This is a genomic window from Pandoraea pneumonica (genome assembly GCF_049918595.1).
GTDB classification, from domain to species: domain Bacteria; phylum Pseudomonadota; class Gammaproteobacteria; order Burkholderiales; family Burkholderiaceae; genus Pandoraea; species Pandoraea pneumonica_A.
Genome location: NZ_JBNCRZ010000002.1, coordinates 41,150 through 63,138, shown reverse-complemented (window position 1 = coordinate 63,138; position 21,989 = coordinate 41,150). Strand labels below are relative to the sequence as shown.

Here is a 21,989-nt window from a genome sequence, read left to right as displayed (position 1 = left end):
CTATCTCTCTCCTTGTGTTGTTGTCATGACCCGCTGCGATCAGTCGCGAAACGAGCCGTCCATTCTATCGAGTTTGCGCAGCAACGCGGGCCATTCCAATTCGCCTTCAATCGCACCGCCGTCTTCGAGTTGCACAGCCGTCTTGTCTTGCACCGCAGCGCTGGGCAGATAAGGCGGCGCGCCACCCACGAGCGCCTGCAATTGAATCTCGCAGGCTTTGATGAGTGTGGCCATCAACACGAAGGCTTCGGCGACCGTACGCCCGACGGTAAGCGTGCCGTGATTGCGCAAGAGCATGGCCGGATAGGCGCCTAGCGACGCCACCAGCCGCTCGCCCTCCGACGGCGAAAACGCCAGCCCTTCATAGTCGTGATAGCCGATGCGCTCGTGAAAGCGCAGCGCATGCTGCGAGATCGGCAGCAACCCATGCGGTTGAATCGAGACAGCAATGCCCGCCGTGTTGTGCAGATGCATGACGCAAACCGCATCCGAGCGCGCGGCATGCACCGCGCCGTGCAGTGCAAATCCGGTGACGTTCACCGGGTATTCGCTGTCGCCGACAATCTCGCCGTCCATCGTGATCTTCACGAGATTCGACGCCGTCACTTCGTCGAACGCCAGCCCGAACGGATTGATTAGAAAGTGCCCCGGCTCTCCCGGCACCATGGCCGAGATATGGGTGTAGATAAGATCGTCCCAGCCGTGCATCGCCACGAGCCGATAGCATGCCGCGAGGTCGACACGCATGCGCCGCTCGGCGTCGCTCATGTCCGCGGCGGCCTTGCGGCCCGCCTGCAAAGTGAAAGCCATGTAAAACGCTCCGGGGAGAATTGATCAGGGGGCGCGATCCAGCGAGCGCCGCCAGTCCCAGACGAAGCCCACGGCACCCAGCACCAGCACCGCCGTCGCGCACAACAGTGCCGCGGTGAAGCTGCCGGTCGATTCGACCAACGGGGCGGCCACCAGCGGCCCCACGATCTGCCCGATGCCGTAGGATGCCGTCACCAGACCGATCAGGCCATTGGCATTGTCCCCACGCAAACGGCGGCATTCGCGCACTGCATAGACGGTAATCGCCGTGAACGGCAGGCCGACGAGCACGCTGCCGAGCGCGAAACCGACAACGTTCGGCAACACGATCCCGATGCCCACACCGATGCCCTGCATCACATAGCACGCGGCAAGCAGCAGGCGGTTATCCCATGTGATGGGCGCACGCGCGCCGATGATCGCACCGGGAATCACCATCAGGCCGAGCAGCGGGAAAAACAAATCCGGCCACGGCGAACCGGGCAAGGCGTGGCGTGCGATCACCGGCAGGAAGGTCGCCGTGATGATGTAGCCGAAACCCGCAAAACTGTAGAACACCGTGATCGGAATGACGTTCTCGCCACTGCCGTGATTGACGGCGTGCGGTGCCGCGTGTGCCGTCGCATCGCCTTCCGGTTTGGCAGCGACCGGCGCATCTGCCACGAACGTGCGCCAGATGACCGCGAGCAACACGAGTGCGAGCCCACCGCACAACAGCCAGCCGCCTCGCGCGGGCCAGCCGAGGGCCGTATTCAAACTGGCGAGCAAGCCCGTCACCACGATGCCTGCACCGGGTCCCGCGAAAATCACACCCCCCAAACTCGGCATACGCAACTCACCCAGCTTGCGAAAGCCCCAGCCTGCCGAGAACACCATGGCCCAAGCGCTCATCACACCAGCGAGCGTGCGCACGATCGCCCAAACGACGAACGACTCCAACAGCCCCATGGCGAGCGTAAGCACCACTGTGGCGGCCAGCGCAAAGCGAATCAGCAACGTGGGGGTGAAGCGCAGCCACATGCACGAGAGTGCGCCGATGAAATAGCCTGCGTAGTTGAGCGAGGCAAGCCAGCTACCGTGTTGAATGTCGACCAGTTGCTCGTGCAGCATGAGCGGCAACATCGGCGTGAACGCAAAGCGCCCGATGCCCATGGCGATCGACAGTGCGAGCATGCACGACAGCGCAATGCGCCATGCGGCACCCTCCGGTGACGGCTGACGCGACGAGGCAGTGCGAGCGGAATCGGCGAGAGTGGCTGACATGGCGTTGGCTGACCCGCGAACGGGGGATATCTGGAAAACGCGCAAACCGGTGCCGCTTTGCGCGTGCTGTCGTGGCGAATACTTTACATGGAAAACATCACGCCATGCGCTGGTTCCCCTGTAACGCGAGGGGCGATTGAATGCACTCGGGACGTGAGCCCGGCACAGGATGCCTGCAAATTCGCCGCCGAAATGCAAAACGCGCGCCGAAGCGCGCGTTTGCAAAAACTACCGGCTGACTGGAATTACAGCTTGCCAGCCACCCAGCCCTGCACGCCGGCCAGCGCCTGCGGCAGTTGCGACGGATCGGTACCGCCAGCCTGTGCCATGTCGGGACGGCCACCGCCCTTGCCGCCGACTTGCTGCGCGACAAAGTTGACCAGCTCGCCGGCCTTGACCTTGCCCGTGGCATCCGCCGTCACGCCAGCGATCAGGCTGACCTTGCCGCCTTCGACGGCAGCCAGCACGATGGCAGCGCTCCCCAGCTTGTCCTTGAGCTTGTCCATCGTCTCACGCAGCGTCTTGACGTCGGCACCTTCCAACTGCGCCGCCAGCACCTTCAGACCGTTCACGTCCACGGCTTGCTCGGCCAGTTCGTCGCCTTGGCTCGACGCCAGCTTCGACTTGAGCGCGGCCAGTTCCTTTTCCAGCGACTTGACCTGGTCCTGCACTTGCGCGATACGCGGCGTCAGTTCGGCCGGTTGCGTCTTGAGCGCCGCAGCCGCTTCGTTCACCTGATCGTCGAGCTTCTGCACGAAGCGCACCGAGTTGTCGCCGGTAATCGCTTCCACGCGACGGATACCCGCAGCGACACCGCCTTCCATCACGATCTTGAACAGGCCGATATCGCCGGTGCGCGTCACGTGCGTGCCGCCACAGAGTTCGCGCGACGAACCGATGTCGAGCACGCGCACTTCGTCGCCGTACTTCTCGCCGAACAGGGCCATCGCACCGCCCTTGACTGCGTCGTCGAACGACATCAGCGCGGCTTGCGTCGGCGCATTGGCCAACACTTCCGCGTTGACGATGTCTTCCACGCGACGGATTTCGTCGGCCGTCATCGCTGCGTTATGCGCGAAGTCGAAACGCGTCTTGTCCGCGTCGACCAGCGAGCCCTTCTGCTGCACGTGGCCGCCGAGCACTTCACGCAATGCCTTGTGCATCAAGTGCGTGGCCGAGTGGTTACGCACGGTGCGCGCACGGCGCACGGCGTCGACCTGTGCCGTCACGGCCTCGCCCACTTTCAGCTCACCCGATTCGAGCTTGCCGTAGTGGCCGAAGACGTCGGCTTGAATCTTCTGCGTGTCCGACACACCGAAACGTGCGCCCGACGTGGTGATCAAGCCCTGATCGCCTACCTGACCGCCCGATTCCGCGTAGAACGGCGTCGTGTCGAGCACGACGATGCCTTGCTGATCGGCCTTGATCGACGTCACGCTCGTGCCGTCGACATACAGGGCCGTGACCTTCGCGCCTTCGAGCACGAGTTGGTCATAGCCTTGGAAACGCGTCTTGTCGCCGTCGTACTCCAGCGCCGTGGCCATCTTGAACTTGCCCGCCGCACGCGCCTGTTCGCGTTGGCGCGCCATGGCGGCATCGAAACTGGCCTCGTCGACCGAGATGCTGCGCTCGCGGCAGACGTCGGCCGTCAGATCGAGCGGGAAGCCATACGTGTCGTGCAGCTTGAACGCGAGTTCGCCGTCGAGCGTCGTCACGCCGCGTTTGGCCAGATCGGCCAGCGCGCCTTCGAGAATCTCCATGCCGTTCTCGATGGTTTCACCAAAGCGCTCTTCTTCTTGCTTGAGCACGTCGGTCACGCGTTGCTGTGCCTGTGCCAGTTCCGGATACGCTACGCCCATCTCGGCGACGAGGTCCGGCACCAGCTTGTAGAAGAACGGTTGCTTGCGGCCCAGCTTGTAGCCGTGGCGAATCGCGCGGCGGATGATACGGCGCAGCACGTAGCCGCGGCCTTCATTGCCCGGAATCACGCCGTCGACGATCAGGAACGAGCAAGCGCGGATGTGATCGGCAATCACCTTGAGCGAATTCGCGGTGAGGTCGGTCACACCGGTCTCGCGGCCAGCCGCCTTGATCAGGTGTTGGAACAGGTCGATCTCGTAGTTGCTGTGCACGTGTTGCAGCACGGCGGCGATACGCTCCAGGCCCATACCGGTGTCGACACACGGCTTGGGCAGCGGCGTCATATTGCCCTGCTCGTCACGGTTGAACTGCATGAACACGAGATTCCAGATCTCGATGTAACGGTCGCCGTCTTCTTCCGGCGATCCCGGCGGGCCACCCCACACGTCTGCACCGTGATCGAAGAAGATTTCCGAGCACGGGCCGCACGGGCCGGTGTCGGCCATCTGCCAGAAGTTGTCCGACGCGTAGCGCGCGCCCTTGTTGTCGCCGATGCGGATGATGCGCTCGGTCGGCACGCCGACTTCCTTGGCCCAGATGTCGTAGGCTTCATCGTCTTCTTGATAGACGGTGACCCAGAGCTTGTCCTTGGGCAGCTTGTAGACGGTGGTCAGCAACTCCCACGCATACTGAATCGCTTCGCGCTTGAAGTAGTCGCCGAACGAGAAGTTGCCCAGCATTTCGAAGAACGTATGGTGACGGGCCGTGTAGCCCACGTTCTCCAGATCGTTGTGCTTGCCGCCGGCGCGCACGCTGCGCTGGGCCGTGGTTGCACGCTTGTACGGGCGCGACTCGAGCCCGAGGAACACGTCCTTGAACTGCACCATGCCGGAGTTCGTGAACAGCAGCGTGGGGTCATTGGACGGAACGAGACTCGACGAGCGCACGATCGTGTGGCCCTTCGACTCGAAGAAGTTAAGAAATTTTTCCCGAATGTCTGCGACTTTCATAGCGTGCTTGAGAGCGTGGGGGCCGGGCCGGCTGCGCCTGGCGGGATATTTTGCAAACTTTTGATTATACGGGAAATCGGCACCCACACAGCGTCGGCGCGCCAACCGCACTGCGAAACGGCGCTAGTCAGACACCGTTTCTCCACCATAGACTCTCCGTCACAAGTTCCGCATTGCAAAACAATGTTTCGCATGTGACGTGCCACGCCGTTGCCGTGCGAAGCGATCAAGGAGAGAGATAACGATGGGCGCGCTGAGTCATATCCGGGTACTGGACCTTTCACGTGTGCTGGCCGGGCCGTGGGCCACGCAGAATCTGGCCGATCTGGGTGCGGACGTGATCAAGGTCGAGCGCCCCGGCGTGGGTGACGACACCCGCAGTTGGGGCCCGCCCTACCAGCGCGACGCCGACGGCAACGACACGGTCGAAGCCGCGTACTACCTCGCGGCGAACCGCAACAAGCGCTCGCTCACGCTGGATATCTCGCGCCCCGAAGGGCAGGCCATCGTCCGCGCGCTCGCCGCGCAAAGCGACGTCGTCGTCGAGAACTACAAAGTCGGCCAGCTCGCGAAGTACGGTCTGGACTATGCGTCGCTTAAGGCCGTCAAACCCGATCTCGTCTATTGCTCCGTCACCGGCTTCGGCCAGAACGGCCCGCATGCGTCGCGTGCCGGTTACGACTTCATCATCCAAGGCATTGGCGGCTTCATGAGCGTCACGGGCGAGCGCGACGGCCTGCCCGGCGGCGGCCCGCAGAAGGCTGGCGTGGCCATCGCCGACCTGATGACCGGCATGTACGCCAGCCTTGCAATCATGGCCGCGCTCACGCATCGCGACCGCACCGGCGTGGGCCAGTACATCGACATGGCACTGCTCGATACGCAGGTCGCCATGCTCGCCAACATGAACACCAACTACCTCGCCAGCGAAAAGGCGCCGGTACGTTGGGGCAACGCGCATCCGAACATCGTGCCGTATCAAACGTTCCAGACCGGCGACGACGGCTGGATCATCGTCGCCGTGGGCAACGACGGTCAGTTCCGCAAATTCGTGGAAGCCGGTGGTGAAGCCGCGCTTGCCGACGACGCCCGGTTTGCGACCAATCCGTCGCGCGTGCGCCATCGTGAAGTGCTGGTGCCGATACTCGCCGAGATGGTGCGCAAGTTCGGCAAAGACGTCTGGATCGACAAGCTCGAAGCGGCAGGCGTACCGTGTGGCCCGATCAATACGTTGCCGGAAGTGTTTGCGCACCCGCAAGTCGTTGCGCGTGAAATGGCCGTCGAGTTGCCGCATCCGTCGGGCGGTGTCGCGCGCCTCGTCGCCAGCCCGATGAAGATGAGCGAGACCCCGCCGGTCGCGCGCACCGCGCCACCTACGCTCGGACAGCACAGCGACGACATCCTGCGCGAACGGCTGGGCTTCGACGCAGCGAAGATCGCCGCACTGCGCGAGAGCGGCATCGTCTGATACGAAAAAGGCCCGTCGCGAAGCCATCCGCGACGGGCCTGCCTACCAGCGCGACCCACGTCACGCGCCGATACTTCTGGTGTTGCACCCGCCTCGTTGCCGGGCGCGCACATCACACATCCTGCTTACTCGTATCGCTTCCCTTCCGCCAGCAATTCCGGCGTGCCGATCACAGCATTGAGTCCGTCGAAATCGAGCATGCGTTCGCGCCACGCGGCCGTCGTGCCTTGCGTGTGCAGATTGGCGTAGTAGCCCTGCAACGTGTGCGCCACGGCGCGCGCCGTACCGCCCGGGAAGATGACGATACGGAAGCCGATATCGGCGAGCGCCTGCGCACTCTGCACGGGCGTTTTACCGCCCTCCACCATATTGGCAAGCAGCGGCACGCGACCTGCAAAGCGTTTGCACGCCGCCTCCATCTGTTCCGTCGTGCGCAGCGCTTCGATAAACAACGCGTCGGCACCCGCCTCCAGATACTGCTCGGCGCGATCGAGCGCAGCCTCAAGGCCTTCGACCGCGACCGCATCGGTGCGCGCCAGAATGAGCGTCCGGGTGTCGTGACGCGCATCGACCGCGGCACGCACCTTGCCCGTCATTTCCTGCGCGCTGACTACGCCCTTGCCGTCGAGATGCCCGCAACGTTTCGGGAAGGTCTGGTCTTCCAGTTGGATCATCGCGGCACCGGCGCGCTCGAACCCGCGCACGGTGCGCTTGACGTTGAGCGCATTGCCGAAGCCGGTATCCGCATCGACGATCACCGGCACCGATACCCGCTCCGCAATGCGCGCGAGCGTGTCTTCCACTTCGGGATACGTCGTCAGACCGATGTCCGACCTGCCCAGCCGAGTATAGGCAATCGAGGCGCCGGAAAGATAAAGCGCTTCGAAGCCCGCCTGCTCTGCGATCAAGGCCGACAAAGCGTCGTACACGCCCGGCGCGAGCAGCACGCCTTCGCTCAGCCGGTGTTTGAGAGATGACGACAACGTCATTCGGAAATCTCCTGTGATTGGGGGGCAACAGCCGCGCCAGACAACGCATCGATCGCCGTCTTTGCCGCGAGGTAACCGCCTGCGACCGCCGAGAGCAGTCCATTCCCTGACAAATAGCCCCACACCGCGTTGCCGGACACGCCGCGCGCAGCGCCGCCTGCGGCAAGCAGATTCGGGAACGGGGTGCCGTCCGGGTGCAACACGCGGCATTGGGCGTCGATATCGAGCCCGCCCTGCGTGTGAAACAGCGCGCCGGTGACTTTGACGGCGTAATACGGCGCGCTCAAGGCGCGGGAAAAGCGACGCCCATCATCCGCCGTGACGTCGGACGCAATGCCCGCCAACGTCTCACGCAGCGTCTGCACATCGCATCCGATGACGTCGGCGAGCGCGTCGATATCGGCGCACGTCTTGAGTGCGCCAGCGGCTTCGGCGTCTTGAAAATCGGGGAACGTGCGCGCCAGCGCGAGTGTCTGCGCGTCGAAAACATTCCATGCGACGCTATCGGGCTGTGCCAACACATTGACTGCCGCTTCGGAATAACCGTGCGTCTCGTCGTGAAAGCGCTTGCCCTCACGATTGATCTGCACCCCGCCATCCATGATGACGGCCCACGAAATCAGCACGCCGTGCGGCGACGCCCACGAGCCGTGCCCTTGATAGCCACCGAGGTCGGCCTGTGCCGCGCCCAACGCCTGCCCCCAGAGCAGCGCGCTGCCGTCGTTGCCCTCGTGGCCGCCATAGACCGCTTGCGCCATTTCGGGCAGCAACTCGCCTCTCAGCACGGCGTTACCGCCGAAACCGTTGCAGGCGAGCAGCAACATGTCGCAGCCCAGATATTCCATCGCACCATCGGGACGAACGCCGCCCACAGCGTTCACGCGGCCATCGTCGTCCACCCAGAGTTCGCGCACGACGGTTCGCGTTAGCACTGGCGCATCCGTCGCCTGAACCGCGCGTTCAAGCGCCGCCATCAACGCCGCGCCCGTGCGCTCCGGCAAGCTGTGCATACGACGCACGCTATGCCCCGGATACAAAAACCCATCGAGAATTTCGAACTTCAGCCCATGGCGCGCCAAGGCGTCCATGGCAGGCCCGGACGCTTGCGCATAGGCGTTCACCAGATGTGCAGCCGCCGTGCCTTCCGTCTTGCGCAAGATGTCGTGCGCGAACTGTGCCGGACTATCGTCGACACCGGCCGCCCGCTGCACATCACTGCCTGCCGCCGGGATAAAACCCGACGACAGCGCCGTCGATCCGCTCGGCACCGCATCGCGCTCCAGCAGCACGCAGTCGATTCCGGCGTCCTGCAAGACGAGCGCGGCGGTCAGCCCGCAAGCCCCTGCCCCGACGATCACCACGCTTAGCTCCGGCAAGTCGTCGACGGGCGGGCGTCCCTTGCGAATGACCGGCACCATGGGCGCGCTCATACTGCGATTCGGCCAGCGAAGGCCTCGCAAGAGACGATCTCGCCGACCGTGCGCAAATCAGCCAGCGCCGCGTCGTGTGCCGCTGGCGTCGGCGCGGCACAGCCATCGGAGAGCACCAGCACGCGGTAGTCGCGCATGTGCGCATCGCGCGCGGTGCTGGCCACTCCGCCGTTGGTCACGATGCCGCACACCGCCACTGTTTCGATACCGGCGCGTCGCAGCACCCAGTCGAGTTGCGTGTTGAAAAACGCCGAATACGCGACCTTCCACACCGAGACATCCACATGTTCCGCGAGCGACGCCACCGTCGCATGTCCTTCCGACCCGGCCACAAAATCACCGCGCCGCAAAAACGGCCGCAGTTGTTTCAAATGGGGCGAAATCATCGGCTCGCCCAGCGCATCGGGCCAGAGGGTGAACTGGCTCGCGGCGACAAAACCGCCTGCCGCCTTGAGCGAGCGTGCGATTGGCGCAATACGCGCAGGCAGCGCCTGTGCCTGTGCCGTGGCCGCACCGCCCCGGTCGTAAGCGCCGCCGGGGGTGATGAAATCGTTCTGCAAATCGACGATGACGAGCGCCGTGCGCGCGGCATCGAGCGCGTTAGTTTGGCTCATGACATGACTCCCATGACTCGCATGCGCCCGCTCACGCGTCGCGCGTGATAAGCAGGTTGCCCAGCGCGTCCACACGCCCCGAGAAGCCCGGTTCAATCCAGATCGTGGTGTCCGACTGCTCGAGAATCGCCGGACCGGCAACGCTTGCACCAACCGGCAGATCGAGACGCGCAAAGCGCGCGGCATCCCACCACTGGCCTGCGTGATAAACACGCTGCGCGCCGAGCGACGACGGCATCTCGACGGCTTGCGGCGCGAGCACACCGAGGTCGAACTTCGGACGCACGCCAATGCGCGCATAACGCAGGTTCATGATGCGCACAGGAATCCCGTCGAGCGCGCGGCCGAAGGCGTCGCGATACGCGGTCTCGAAGGCTTGCGCGATGCCGGCACGATGCAACGCATCGCGTGCCACCGGCACACGCACCGTGTGACTCTGGCCGACGTAAAGCATGTCGAGCTCGATGATTTCGCGCACGGCTTCAAAGCGCACGCCTGCCGAGTCGAGTCGTTGCTGACACGCGACCTGCAACGCTTCGACGCGGGCCACGAGATCGTCCATATCGAGCGCCGCCAGCGGCTGATTCAGCGTCTGCACGCTGTCGTGACGCATATCGGCAATCACGCAACCCAGCGCCGAGGTCACCCCCGGATAGCGCGGCACGATGCCGGTGGTCGTGCCGACTTCGCGCATCATCGCGCACACGTGCAGCGCCCCGCCGCCACCGAACGGCATGTACGCGAACTGACGCGGATCGTGACCGCGCTCGATCGACACCAGACGAATCGCCCCGGCCATTTTCGCGTTGGCGACCGTGAGAATGGCTTCGGCAGCCGCGTAGACATCGAGCCCTAGCGGCTCGGCTACGTGCTTACCGATGGCCTGCGACGAGAGGCCGCTGTCGAGCTTGCCCAGCAAGCCACCACCCAGCGGACGATCGGCAGCGATGCGGCCCAGCAACACATTGGCGTCCGTCACCGTAGGCCGTAGATTGCCGCGCCCGTAGCAGGCTGGCCCCGGAATGCTGCCTGCCGATTCCGGGCCGACCTGAAGCAAACCGCCTGCATCGACCGACGCAATCGAACCGCCGCCCGCACCAATCGTCTCGATCTGAATCATCGGCGAGCGCACGACCATGCCGAATTCGATCGACGTTTGTGCCGAGAGCGATGCCTCGCCACCTGCCACGAGCGACACATCAAACGACGTGCCGCCCATATCCCCCGTCACCACATTGGGAAAGCCTGCCGCGCGTGCAATGGCGGCACAAGCGATCACCCCGGCGGCCGGGCCGGAGAGCGCAGTGCGAACGGGCACGTCGCTGGCCGTCTCGCGCGACATGATGCCGCCGTTGCTCTGCACGACCAGCAGTTCGCCGTCGAAACCTTGGGCCTGTAAATCGCGCGCCAGACGCGTGAGATAGCCACCGACCACCGGTTGCAGCGATGCATTGAGGGTCGCCGTCGAGCAGCGTTCAAACTCTCGAATTTCAGGCAGCACTTCCGTCGCTGCCGTCACGTTGCCGTTTGGCCAAATCGCTCGCACCGCAGCCACCGCGCGTTGCTCGTTGACCGGATTCGCGTAGGCATTGACGAAGAACACGCACACGGCCTCGCAGTCGGCGACGAGCAGTGCGCGGGCTGCCGCCTCCACTTGCGCAATATCGACTTCGGTATGAATCGAGCCGTCCGCCAGCACGCGCTCGTCGACTTCCAGACGCAGATCGCGCGGCACGATGGGCGCGAAATTGCCACGCAGTCCCCATGTGGCGGGCCGGTCGCGGCGGCGCATTTCCAGTACGTCGCGAAAGCCGGTCGTCGTGATGATGCCGGTGCGCGCTACCTTGCGCTCCAGCAGCGCATTGGTCCCTACGGTCGTGCCATGCACGATGGTGGCAATGGCTGCCGCACCGCCGCGCCCGGCGGATTCGACACGCTCGATACCGTTCATGAAGCCGCGCGCTTCTTCGCCACGCGTGGACGGTACTTTGACGATGCGCGCCACACCAGCCGCTTCATCGAGCACGAACAGATCGGTAAACGTCCCGCCGACGTCGACACCGACGACCAGCGAGGGGTTCGAATTGGCTGCTGCGCTCATGCCTGTTGCTCCTTCGTTGCGTTACCGGTGGTAGCTTGCGTGCCCTCACCTGCTTTCGTCACCGCTTTCGTCACCGCTTTTGTCACGTACCCCATCGCCTTGTCGTGCGCACGTGCCTGTGCGTCGCGTCGCGCCGGGTCGCCGTAGCCACCGCCGCCCGGTGTTTCAAGGCGGACGCGCTCACCGCGTGCGAGCTTGATGCCGAGCATCTTCGACGCCATCGGCGGGGTATGCCATTCACCTTCGTTCTGATACTGGAAGACGTTCGGCACCGACGCTTCACCGCCTGCGATGCCCTGCGGCGCCGAGCGCCCACGCTCGCCGAAGACGAACGCTTCCGCGCTGTCTTCCAGCAATTCGATTTCGTAGATGGCGCCCAACCCGCCGCGATGCTCACCGTCGCCCGCCGAATCGGGGCGCAGCGCCCATTGCGTGAACCGCACCGGATACGCGGCTTCCAGAATCTCGACCGGCGGAATCGTTGCGGTCGAGATCGGCGCGTTGCCGTGCGAGAGACCATCGCCGTCGCTATGCCCGCCGTGACCGCCGCCGAAGAAGCTGAACATCACCCAGCGCTGGCCTTTGCGCGCAGCGTCCGTGCGATACCCCGCAATCGACAATGCGTTGATCGTGCCGTAGGCCTGCGCCATCGCGCGCTCGGGGGCCGCTTGCGCCATCGCGCAGAAGATCACATCGATCATGCGCAGAATGGTTTCGGTGTAACCACCGACCGGACGCGGCCGTTGCGCCGAGATCAGCAGCCCTTCCGGCAGTTCGAACTTCACGGCATCGAGCACACCGGCATTGGCCGGGACGTCGGGGAACAGATGCTTGAGCGCGACGTAGCACGCCGCAATCGCGGTGGCGCGCGAGATATTCACAGGCCCCATGCAAGCCGGTGACGTGCCGGTGAAGTCCAGTGTCAGCGTGTCGCCCGCGACGCGCATGCGCAGCGCGATGGTCAGCGGTTCGTCACGCACGCCGTCGTTGTCGAGCGTGTCGCGATAGGTGTATTCGCCATCGGGCAGTGCGGCCACGTGAGTGCGCATCAGTTTCACGGCGCGCTCGCGCAATTGCGCCAAGGCGTCTTGCACCGTGCCGTCGCCGTACTCGTCGAGCAGGTCGGCAAGGCGTCGTCCGCCGAGTTCGAGCGCCGCCAACTGCCCGTTCAGATCGCCCCAGAGGCTGTCGGGCAAGCGCGTGTTGGCCTTGAGAATCGCCAGCACGTCGGCGTCGAGTTCGCCGCGCCGGATAATGCGCACCGGCGGAATTTGCACGGCCTCCTGCCAGCACTCGGTCGCTGCCGGGTTGTAGTTGCCGGGCACCGCGCCGCCCACATCATGCCAATGCGCGGCAGATGCCAGGAAGCAATACAGCTTGCCGTTGCGGAACACCGGACGCACGAGCTTGAAGTCGTTAGCGTGCGTGCCGCCTTCGTACGGGTCGTTGAAGAGCCACACATCGCCCTCGACCATGCCACCGCGCTCGGCGGCCGCGCGGGCTGCGGCCTGCACAGCGAAGGCCATCGCGCCGACGAAGACCGGCAGGCCCGACTTGCCTTGCACGAGCGTGGCGCCGGTGGCAGCGTCGTAGATGCCGTGGCAGGCGTCGTGTGCCTCGGCAATGATCGGGTTGAAGGCGCTGCGGTAGAGCGTCGCGTCCATTTCGTCGGCGATCTGCTCCAGTCGGCCCTTGAGGACCGCCAGGGTGACGGGATCTAGCATGAAGAAGCTCCGTTAGGTGTCGCGTGAGATGTCGAACTGCGCTGCTTGAGCAGATTGAGCAGGCCACCCGCGTCGACCATGTCGAGCAGGAAGCCGGGCACGTTCTCGCAAGCGAGACGGCTGCCGTCGGCGCGTTCGATAAAACCGTCGCGTGGTGCCAGCCGCAGGGTTTCGCCCTCGGCGATGCACTGCGCGTCGGCGCAGGTAAGCAGCAACAGCCCCACATTGAAGGCGTTGCGGAAATAGAGGCCGTTGAACGACGGCGCGATCACGGCGCGCACGCCCAGATGCACGAGCGCGGCGGCGGCCTGTTCGCGCGACGAGCCGATGCCGAAGTTCGGCCCGGCCACGAGCACGTCGCCCGGCTGGACTTGCGCGGCGAACTCGGGGCGCACGCGATGCAGGCAATGGCGCGCGATCTCGTCGATGCCGAATTTCATATAGGCGCCCGGCGCGAGCGCGTCGGTGTCGATGTCTGCGCCCACCACCCACGTGCGATGGACGGTGGCAAGTGCGTCGGAAGAAGACGTTGGCAATGTCATGAGTGGGGTTGAGGAATCGGGTTCAGGCGCGGGTCCAAGCGCGGATTCAGGCGCGAGTTCAGGCGAGGACATCGCGCGGATCGGCAATGCGGCCCGTGAGCGCGGCAGCGGCCACCGCATAGGGCGAACCGAGGTACACCTGTGCGGTCTCCGCGCCCATGCGCCCCTTGAAGTTGCGCGCGGTGCTCGACATCACAGTGGCGCCCTCGGGGATCGAGCCGCCATAGCCAGCGCAAGCGCCGCAGGTGTTGGCGAGCACCTGTGCGCCAGCGGCGACCAACACGTCCATCACGCCCTCGCGCGCGGCCTGTGCCTGATCGCGTGCCGAGGCCGGTGCGACGACGAAGCGCATGCCATCGGCCACATGACGGCCCTTGAGCACACGCGCCGCAGCCCGCAAGTCTTCGAGCTTCGCGCCCGTGCATGCGCCTAGGTACGCCACGTCGACGGGGATATCGGCAAAGGCATCGATCGAGCGCGTATTGGCCGGGCTGTGGGGCGCGGCGACTTGCGGCGCGAGCGTACTGGCGTCGAACGTATGCACTTCGGCCGCAGCATCGGCATCGCTCTGCCAGCGCGCGACGTCGATGGCATCGGTGACACCGACCGAGCGTAAGTAGTCGACGGTTGTCGCATCCGGCGCGACGAGGCCCACTTGCGAACCCAGTTCGGCGCTCATGTTCGAGAGCGTCATGCGCTCTTGCATCGACAGCGCACGCACGGCTTCGCCGCAGAATTCGATGGCCTGATAGCGGCCGCCGTTCATACCGAAGCGGCCGATCATATGCAGCATCATGTCTTTGGCCGTCACGCCGTCGACCAAACGCCCGTCCCAACGCATCTGGATCGTCGAGGGCACCTTCACCCAGATTTCGCCAGATACCGCCACGCCCAGCATTTCCGTGCTGCCGATACCGAACATGTAGGCACCGAACGCACCGCCGGTCGGCGAGTGCGAATCGCCGCCCACGCAGAACATGCCCGGGCGAAGGTGTCCGTGTTCGGGCACGACCACGTGACAAATGCCGACCGAGTCGTACACGTTGGGCAGCGCCTGCGCGTGTGCCCAGTCGCGGGCGATGCGCACGATGCGGCGCGATTCGTCGTCCGATTCCGGCACGTAGTGGTCGATCACCAGCACGACCTTCGACTTGTCCCACAGTTGCGCGCCGAGCGATTCGAGCATCGGTTGCAGACGGCGCGGGCCACTGGAATCGTGAAACATCGCGAGATCGACCCGGCAGGTCACGATCTCGCCCACTGCGACCTCGGCCCGCCCGCAGGCGGCGGCCAGCAGCTTTTGCGTCAGAGTTTGCGCCACGGTAAGTCCCTTACATTCCGAGATAAGCACGGCGGAGCTCGCTGCTCGCGAGCAATTGCGCGCACGTGCCGCTGTGACGGATCGCGCCGTTCTCCAGCACGTAGCCACGCTGTCCGGTTTCCAGCGACTGACCGACGTTCTGCTCGACGAGCAGGATCGACAGGCCGTCGCGTTGCAAACGTGCGATCAGCGCGAACAACTCTTCGACCATGAGCGGCGAGAGGCCCAGCGACGGCTCGTCGAGAATCAGCAGTCGCGGCTCGGCCATCAGCCCGCGCCCGATGGCGAGCATTTGCTGTTCGCCGCCGGACATCGTTCCGGCAGGCTGTGCGATGCGCTCGCGAAGACGTGGGAACAGGTCGAGCATGCGTTCCAGACTGCGCTCGCGATCTGCGCGACCGCGAGCAAACGCGCCGAGCGCCAGGTTTTCGCGCACGCTCAGGTTCGGGAAAATGCGGCGACCTTCGGGCACCTGAATCAGCCCGGCCTTGACCACCTCGCGATAGTGGCGACCGGTCAGGTCGTGACCGTCGAAGCGCACGCGCCCCGCCCAGACCGGATTGATGCCCGAGAGCGTGTTGTTCAGCGTGGACTTGCCCGCGCCGTTGCTGCCGAGCAGCACCACGATTTCCCCCTCGCCGACCGTCAGGTCGACGCCGCGCAGCACCTCCACGCGGCCATAGCCGGTGCGCAGACCTTCGACTTCGAGCAGATGGCTCATCGCGCACCTCCTGCCTGTGCGGCCTGTGCAGCGAGGCGAGCCGCCGTACCGTGCCCCAGATAAGCTTCCACCACGGCCGGGTCGGACGTCACTTCCTGCGGCGTGCCCGCTGCGATCAACTTGCCCTGTGCCAGCACCCACACGTGTTCGGCCAGACTCATCACGGCGCGCATCACGTGCTCGATCATCAGCACCGTCACACCGCTAGCGGCAATTTCGCGCACCACGGGAATCATTTCGTCGATCTCGCTCGGGTTCAGTCCGGCAAGCACTTCGTCGAGCAACAGCAAGCGCGGGCGGGTTGCCAGTGCACGCGCAAGCTCCAGTCGCTTGCGACCGCAGACGGTCAGGTCAGCCGCCGGTTTATCCAACTGCGCTTGCAGATTCGTACGTACCGCGATTTCCTCGGCTTCGCGCAACGCAGCGCGGCGATTGCCCTGATGGAGATGCGCGCCCACGGCGATGTTCTCGCGCACGGTTTGCGCGCCGAACGGCTGCACGATCTGGAACGTGCGCGTCAGCCCCTGACGCGCCGTCACGAACGGTGCCTGCCCGGTGATGTCGCGCCCTTGAAACTCCACGCGACCCGCCGTCGGCGTCAGGAACCCCGAGAGCAAACCGAACAACGTCGTCTTACCGGCACCGTTCGGGCCTACGAGTGCCGTCAGCGTGCCCGGTCGAATGCTCAGACTGACGTCCTGCACGGCCTTCAGGCCACCGAACGTGATGGACAGACCATCGGCTTTCAACAAGGCGTCAGACACGGGCCTTCTCCTCACTTGCCGCAACACTGGCGTCGCTCGCGCGGAGCGTACCGTCCGCTGGCAACTTGCCGTTGCCCTCTTTGCCCATGCCCAGCGCACGGCGCACTGAAGCGCCCGCACCGGTAATGCCGCGCGGCAGGAACATCACGATCAAAATCAGCACTGCGCCGTAGATCACCATCGACAAACCCGGCAGCTCGCCGAACAAATTGCGCGTGAGCTCGCCGAGCGTGTACAGCGCAGCCGCGCCGAGCACCGGCCCCCACAACGTGCCCAGACCACCGACGATCACGCCCACCAGCGCTTCGACCGAGATGGTCGAACCGAAGGCGATGCCCGCGTCGATGTACTGAAACATTTGCACATAGCAAACCCCTGCCGCACTCATGAACGCCCCAGACAACGCAATGGCGCCGAGCTTCACACGCAGCGGATTAACACCGACGGCACGCGCGGCGTTCTCGTTATCACGCACGGCTTGCAACCATGCGCCGAAGCGCGAATGACGCAGCCAAGCCGTCACCAACAGCGCCGCCATCACGAACGTCAGCAGCACGAATGCGTAGCCGCGCGGCGAGGCAAATTGCAGATTCGCAGTACTTTGATGCAGCGGCACCATCAAGCCGACGCCTGCGCCGGTGAACGGCAGCGAGACGGCAAGAATGCGAAACACTTCGGCGAATGCCAGTGTCACCAGCGCGAAGTACGAGCCCTTGAGGCCGTAGCGGAATGTCACAGCGCCCACGACCACAGCGACGAGCGTGCCCATCGCAATCGCGAACGGCATTGCCAGCCACGGGTTCCATCCCCATTGCAGTTGCGCGATCGCCTGCGCGTACGCGCCAACGCCGAAGAACAATGCATGGCCGAACGACAGTTGCCCGCCAAAGCCGCCGAGGATGTTCCACGACTGCGAGAGCAGCACGGTGTAGAGCGTCATCATCAGAAACGACAGCCACACGCCCGACTGCAACGTCATCAGCAGCCCCGTGACGGCTACGCCGAAAAGCACAATTAACCGAAGATCCTTCATCGTTTGCTCCTGCACATGTCTTGAGGCTCCTTAGGCGCGCGCACCGAACAGCCCCTGCGGACGCAGCAGCACGACGATGATGAAAATGGCGAAGATGCCCATCTGGCCGAGCGAATCGCCCAGCCACAAGCCGCCGAACGACTCGACCACACCGATGAGCAAACCGCCGACGAGTGCGCCGGTAAAGCTCCCCATGCCGCCGAGCACGACGATCGTGAATGCCACCAGCACGAAGCCGCCGCCGACTTGCGGGTTGACGTAGTACGTCGGCAGCAGGAAGCACGCCGCCGCGCCCACGCAAGCCATGCCGATGCCGAACGACACCGCGTACACGCGCTCCACGTCGATGCCCATGAGCTTCGCGCCGTGCTTCTCCTTCGCAACCGCACGAATCGCGCGGCCAAGGTCGGTGGCGCGCATGATCCAGAACAAGATGGCCGCCGTCGCCAGCGCACCGCCGAAGGCAATCAGCTTCGGCACCGCCAACATGACCGGACCGATATCGACGGTGGCGAGCGTGTACGGCGTGTCGATGGTGTGGGTGTCCGACTTGAACCACACGAGCGCGAGGTTCTCCAGCACGATGGCCAAGCCGAGCGTGACGAGCAGAATGTTTTCGTCCTTGCCGTGGCTCGCCCGTTCGATCACCAGGCGCTGCAACGCATAGCCGAGGGCAAACATGCCGAGCGTGACGAACGGCAGCGCTACATAGGGGTCGATGCCGAGCTTCTCGCGCAGCAGCCAGACGGCGTACAGCGCCACCATGAGCGCTGCGCCGTGGGCGAAGTTGATGATGTGCAGCACGCCGTAGACCAGCGTGAGACCGAGCGCGATGAGGGCATATACCGCGCCGGTCGTCAGCCCGTTGAGCAGGGCCGAGAGCAGAATGACCGGGTCGAGCATCGCGTCAGGCCTTGAGCGGGAAGACCGGCGCGACCTGACGGTAGCTGTCCGGCAGAATCACCTTGATGTCGCCGCCGGAGACTTGCGTGAGCAGCGGCTGCGCGCCCGTGTTCTGCCCGTTCACGAACTTCGTCGGGCCGTAGGGCATCAGGTGATCTTTGAACGTGCTGGCCGAGAGCGCCGCCGTGATCGCCGCGCGATCGACCGACTTGGCGTGCTCGATGGCGTCGGCCAGCAGCATCATGGCGGTGTACGTCATGAAGACTTCGTAGCTGAAGAATGCGCCCTTGGCTTCCGTGCGCTTCTTGAGCGCGGCCACACGCGCATCTTTCGGATTGAACCAGTGATTGCAATCGATGATGCCGTCGGCGATGTCCGGAAACTCTTTTAGGAATTTGTAGCTCGACGCGGCACCGCCCAGCACCGAGTAGATCGCCTTTGGGCGGATTTTCTGTTGCTTCATTGCGCGCAACAGCAGCGCGTACTCGTTGTAGTAGTTCGCCGGAATCACGATATCCGGGTTCACCGAGCGCATGCGCAGCACGATGTTGTTGAAGTCGCGCGTCGGGTTGGCGTGCTTGATGACCTCTTTCACTTCGAAGCCACGTGCCGGCAATTCCTTTTGCAGCAAGGCGGCCGTGCCGGTGCCGAAGAGCGACTCTTCATGCACGATCATCACGGTTTTGGCGGGCTTACCGGCGGCATCGTTGAGCGCGGCGAGGTCGTCCACGGCGCGCATCGAGCACATGCGATAGCCGGGGCCGAAACGGAAGGTATTCGTCAGGCCGCGCTCGACGATCTGATCGGCAACGCCGACGTCCACCACGTGCGGCAGACCGTACTTCGCAGCGGTTTGCGTTGTTGCCAGACAGATCGCCGATGCGTAAGCACCGACGATTGCCGACACACCGGCTTCGTTCATCTTTTCCACTTCGGCCGAACCTGCTTCAGGGCGCGACTGCGCGTCGCCGAGCACGGCTTCGATGAGGGCACCGCCGAGCGACTTGATACCACCGGCTGCGTTGATATCGTCGATGGCGAGCAGTGCGCCGAGGCGACATTGTTGGCCCGAATAGGCGAGCGCACCGGTGACCGGGTGCAGAACGCCGATCTTGATGGGCTTGCCGGCGGCGCGCGCGGCCCAAGGCGCGGTGGTGGCGGCGGCGAGCGCAGCCAGGGCGGTGGACTGACGCAGGAACGTGCGACGCGAACTCATTGACGATTCTCCGGGCTTAGCTAGTGGTATGCGGGGTAAGCGGTGGATCAGTGGAATTGAGCGGATAGTTCTTCGCTGACCCAGACCTTGGCGTCGATATCGCCGACGCGCGAGAGCTGAAGCTGGTACTGGTAGCGATCGGGGCGATACAGGCCTTGCAGCAATTGCACGGGGCGGTCGGCAACGTCGCGCACGAGGCGCGTGACCGCGAGCAACGCGGAGCCGACGGCAATATCGAGATGGCGCGCCACGACGGCATCGGCCAGACGCGCGGAAATGGTTTGCGTCGCGCCGCCGAGCTCGACACCCGCTTCTTCGAGAAGCATGAGCAGCGGCTTGCGCTCGAGTTCTTCGCGATTGATTTGCGCGATGCCTTCAGGCACGTGCGTGGTGATGTACGAGAGCGGGCCGGCTTGCGTGCTACGCACACGAATGCTCTTGTAGACCGGTGCGCCGGGGGCGAGCGCGAGGGCTTCTGCCACCGCGTCGCTCGCGCCGACGAGCGACGACTCCAGCACCGACACCGTCGTGCGCAAGCCCATATTGACGATGTTCTCGAGCAGGCCCGTGAGGTGCGCCTTTTCGCGCGAGATGCCGGACATGGCGCCGCCGGTGCGTTGCCCTGCGTGCAAGGGCCAGGTGCCTAACCCCGGTCGGCGGACCACGAGTCCGTCAGCCACGAGCATTTCCATGGCCTTGCGAATCGTGATGCGCGCGACACTGAACTGATCGGCCAGCAGATGTTCGCCCGGCACACCGTCCCGGTCGAAACGCCCCTCCTGCAATTGCTCGCGCAGCACGAGGTAGATCTGGTGGTACTTCGGAAGCGGTAGTGGGGTATCCATGCGGCGATTCTGGAAGTGTCATAATGTCCGGTCAATAGAACAAATGGACAGACAAAATGTCCTATCGGGAAAACACCTAAGCTATTTCGCAATCTCTACGCGAAGGCTCGCAAACGCAGGCACAGCAAGGGGTTTCATCATGCGGCGCAGCATTTTTCGATGCTGCGCCGCATGCGTTTTGGGAAGCGATCAGAAGCGATGACGCAGGCCGACGTAGTAGCTCATTTGGTTGTCGTAGCCGTTGAGCTTCACGCCGTTGCCGCCGGTCCAATTGGTCGTTGTCGTGCCGAAGAGGCCAGACCAGCCGCCGTCGACCCGCTCGTACGCCGTGGCGAAGTACACGTCGGTGCGTTTCGAGAAGAAGTAGTCGACGACGCCGTAGACCGTCTGGCGTTTGCCGCTGAAGTTCACGGCGCTGGTGTTGTCCTGCATGTACGCCACGATGAACTGCCATGACGGGTTGAGCAGATAGCTCGCGCCAAGTGTGAAGAACTGATCGCGGCGCGCGGCCGAGAACACCGAGCCGATGGCTGCCACGGTTGTCGGCGTAGCGGCGGTGCTCATGTTGGTAATCGACGCGTAGTCGAGGCCGCCGTTGGTGACATCGAAGCCTGCTTCACGCTGGCTTTGCAGATAGTCGGCATGGAATTTCCACTGGCCGTAGCTCACCTTCGCGCCGAGCGACCACGTTTTCGCTGTACGGCTTTGCGAGTCGTGCGTTTGCTGTACCTGGCCGGTGAAGACGTTACCGTCTTGCTCCCACGACAGCCCACCCGATGCCGACGAGCGTGCCGAGGCCTGCCCCGCGATGCCGCCGAGTGCGTATTGCAGGTTCATGCCGAAGGGGCCGAACTTCTTCGTCCACGTCAGGGCGTTATTGAAGCGCTGCCCAGTGAGATACACGAGCCACGAGTTCGTGGGTGGCGCACCGATGAAGATCGGATCGACCATCGAGATGGCGACGACGGCGCCGGTGTATTGACGCCCCAGTGCCACTTCGCCCCACACGCCCTGCAAGGCGACGAACGCCTGACGGCCGAATAGCTGTCCTTGTTGATCGAACGTACCGGCTTGCGAGTTGAAGCCGTTTTCGAGGACGAAGCGCGCCTTCGTTCCCCCGCCGAGGTCTTCGATACCTTGCAGGCCGAAGCGGCTTGCCGAGAGAAAGCCCTCCCCGGCTTGATTGACCGAGACGACACGACCGCCGGTTGGGCTGGCGTGATTTTGTGACACGATGGCCGCTTCGATCACCCCGTAGAGCGTGACGCTCGATTGGGCGAAGGCCGGTACCGACGTGGCTGCGAGAAGGAGTGCGGCACTTGCGAGCCGTGGTGTTTTGCGAGTGATGTGCGTCATGAGGCTTGGCGTCTTTCTT

General features: G+C 64.3%; 18 protein-coding genes. 1 reads left to right on the top strand and 17 read right to left on the bottom strand.

Translation table 11 applies throughout. The features are described 5' to 3' along the window. Positions 1-39 precede the first annotated feature (39 nt). The 3 genes from ACPWR9_RS06860 to alaS all read right to left on the bottom strand — a co-directional run bounded on the left by ACPWR9_RS06860 (position 40) and on the right by alaS (position 4,943). Entirely contained in the window at positions 40-810 is a 771-nt protein-coding gene (locus ACPWR9_RS06860; protein WP_426297845.1) for a class II aldolase/adducin family protein, read from the bottom strand. 24 nt (positions 811-834) lie between these two features. Beyond that, positions 835-2,073, bottom strand: coding sequence for a YbfB/YjiJ family MFS transporter (locus tag ACPWR9_RS06855; RefSeq protein ID WP_426297847.1), 1,239 nt, complete (start codon positions 2,071-2,073; stop codon positions 835-837). A 245-nt stretch (positions 2,074-2,318) separates the two neighbouring features. After that, positions 2,319-4,943 (bottom strand): alanine--tRNA ligase, encoded by a 2,625-nt coding sequence (gene alaS / locus ACPWR9_RS06850; RefSeq protein WP_426297849.1) that lies wholly within the window; start codon positions 4,941-4,943, stop codon positions 2,319-2,321. 244 nt (positions 4,944-5,187) lie between these two features. On the opposite strand from alaS, the gene ACPWR9_RS06845 reads away from it, so the two are divergent. Continuing rightward, on the top strand, positions 5,188-6,411 hold the full coding sequence (locus tag ACPWR9_RS06845; RefSeq protein ID WP_426297851.1) for a CaiB/BaiF CoA transferase family protein: 1,224 nt from the start codon (positions 5,188-5,190) through the stop codon (positions 6,409-6,411). Positions 6,412-6,536: 125 nt separating this feature from the next. Here ACPWR9_RS06845 and ACPWR9_RS06840 read toward each other — a convergent pair whose 3' ends face one another. The 14 genes from ACPWR9_RS06840 to ACPWR9_RS06775 all read right to left on the bottom strand — a co-directional run bounded on the left by ACPWR9_RS06840 (position 6,537) and on the right by ACPWR9_RS06775 (position 21,970). Further along, the gene (locus tag ACPWR9_RS06840) at positions 6,537-7,400 is read right to left on the bottom strand and encodes an isocitrate lyase/PEP mutase family protein (RefSeq protein WP_426297853.1); all 864 of its coding nucleotides are present in this window, start codon (positions 7,398-7,400) and stop codon (positions 6,537-6,539) included. Beyond that, positions 7,397-8,830, bottom strand: coding sequence for an FAD-dependent oxidoreductase (locus ACPWR9_RS06835; protein ID WP_426297855.1), 1,434 nt, complete (start codon positions 8,828-8,830; stop codon positions 7,397-7,399). Before ACPWR9_RS06835 ends, ACPWR9_RS06840 begins: the two co-directional genes overlap by 4 nt. Then, entirely contained in the window at positions 8,827-9,444 is a 618-nt protein-coding gene (locus tag ACPWR9_RS06830) for a cysteine hydrolase family protein (protein WP_426297857.1), read from the bottom strand. The genes ACPWR9_RS06835 and ACPWR9_RS06830 overlap by 4 nt, the downstream gene beginning before the upstream one ends. A gap of 31 nt (positions 9,445-9,475) precedes the next feature. Next, positions 9,476-11,545, bottom strand: a complete 2,070-nt coding sequence (locus ACPWR9_RS06825) for a hydantoinase/oxoprolinase family protein (protein WP_426297859.1) — start codon at positions 11,543-11,545, stop codon at positions 9,476-9,478. Beyond that, positions 11,542-13,269, bottom strand: coding sequence for a hydantoinase B/oxoprolinase family protein (locus ACPWR9_RS06820; protein ID WP_426297861.1), 1,728 nt, complete (start codon positions 13,267-13,269; stop codon positions 11,542-11,544). Before ACPWR9_RS06820 ends, ACPWR9_RS06825 begins: the two co-directional genes overlap by 4 nt. Further along, a complete protein-coding gene (locus ACPWR9_RS06815; protein ID WP_426297863.1) occupies positions 13,263-13,811 on the bottom strand; it encodes a 3-isopropylmalate dehydratase in 549 nt (182 codons plus the stop codon). The genes ACPWR9_RS06820 and ACPWR9_RS06815 overlap by 7 nt, the downstream gene beginning before the upstream one ends. A 58-nt stretch (positions 13,812-13,869) precedes the next feature. Then, positions 13,870-15,132 carry a 3-isopropylmalate dehydratase large subunit gene (locus ACPWR9_RS06810; protein WP_426297865.1) on the bottom strand — a complete coding sequence of 421 codons (1,263 nt, stop codon included), beginning with the start codon at positions 15,130-15,132 and terminating at the stop codon, positions 13,870-13,872. 10 nt (positions 15,133-15,142) lie between these two features. Further along, positions 15,143-15,853, bottom strand: coding sequence for an ABC transporter ATP-binding protein (locus ACPWR9_RS06805; RefSeq protein WP_426297867.1), 711 nt, complete (start codon positions 15,851-15,853; stop codon positions 15,143-15,145). Further along, a complete protein-coding gene (locus tag ACPWR9_RS06800; protein WP_426297869.1) occupies positions 15,850-16,617 on the bottom strand; it encodes an ABC transporter ATP-binding protein in 768 nt (255 codons plus the stop codon). Before ACPWR9_RS06800 ends, ACPWR9_RS06805 begins: the two co-directional genes overlap by 4 nt. Beyond that, complete coding sequence (locus ACPWR9_RS06795) at positions 16,610-17,650, bottom strand: branched-chain amino acid ABC transporter permease (protein ID WP_426297871.1); 1,041 nt, start codon at positions 17,648-17,650, stop codon at positions 16,610-16,612. The genes ACPWR9_RS06800 and ACPWR9_RS06795 overlap by 8 nt, the downstream gene beginning before the upstream one ends. Positions 17,651-17,680: 30 nt before the next feature. Continuing rightward, positions 17,681-18,553 (bottom strand): branched-chain amino acid ABC transporter permease, encoded by an 873-nt coding sequence (locus ACPWR9_RS06790; protein ID WP_426297873.1) that lies wholly within the window; start codon positions 18,551-18,553, stop codon positions 17,681-17,683. A gap of 4 nt (positions 18,554-18,557) precedes the next feature. After that, the gene (locus ACPWR9_RS06785) at positions 18,558-19,769 is read right to left on the bottom strand and encodes an ABC transporter substrate-binding protein (protein ID WP_426297875.1); all 1,212 of its coding nucleotides are present in this window, start codon (positions 19,767-19,769) and stop codon (positions 18,558-18,560) included. Between the two features lie 47 nt (positions 19,770-19,816). Further along, a complete protein-coding gene (locus ACPWR9_RS06780) occupies positions 19,817-20,614 on the bottom strand; it encodes a GntR family transcriptional regulator (RefSeq protein ID WP_426297877.1) in 798 nt (265 codons plus the stop codon). Positions 20,615-20,803: 189 nt separating this feature from the next. Further along, the gene (locus ACPWR9_RS06775) at positions 20,804-21,970 is read right to left on the bottom strand and encodes a porin (protein ID WP_426297879.1); all 1,167 of its coding nucleotides are present in this window, start codon (positions 21,968-21,970) and stop codon (positions 20,804-20,806) included. Positions 21,971-21,989: the final 19 nt, after the last annotated feature.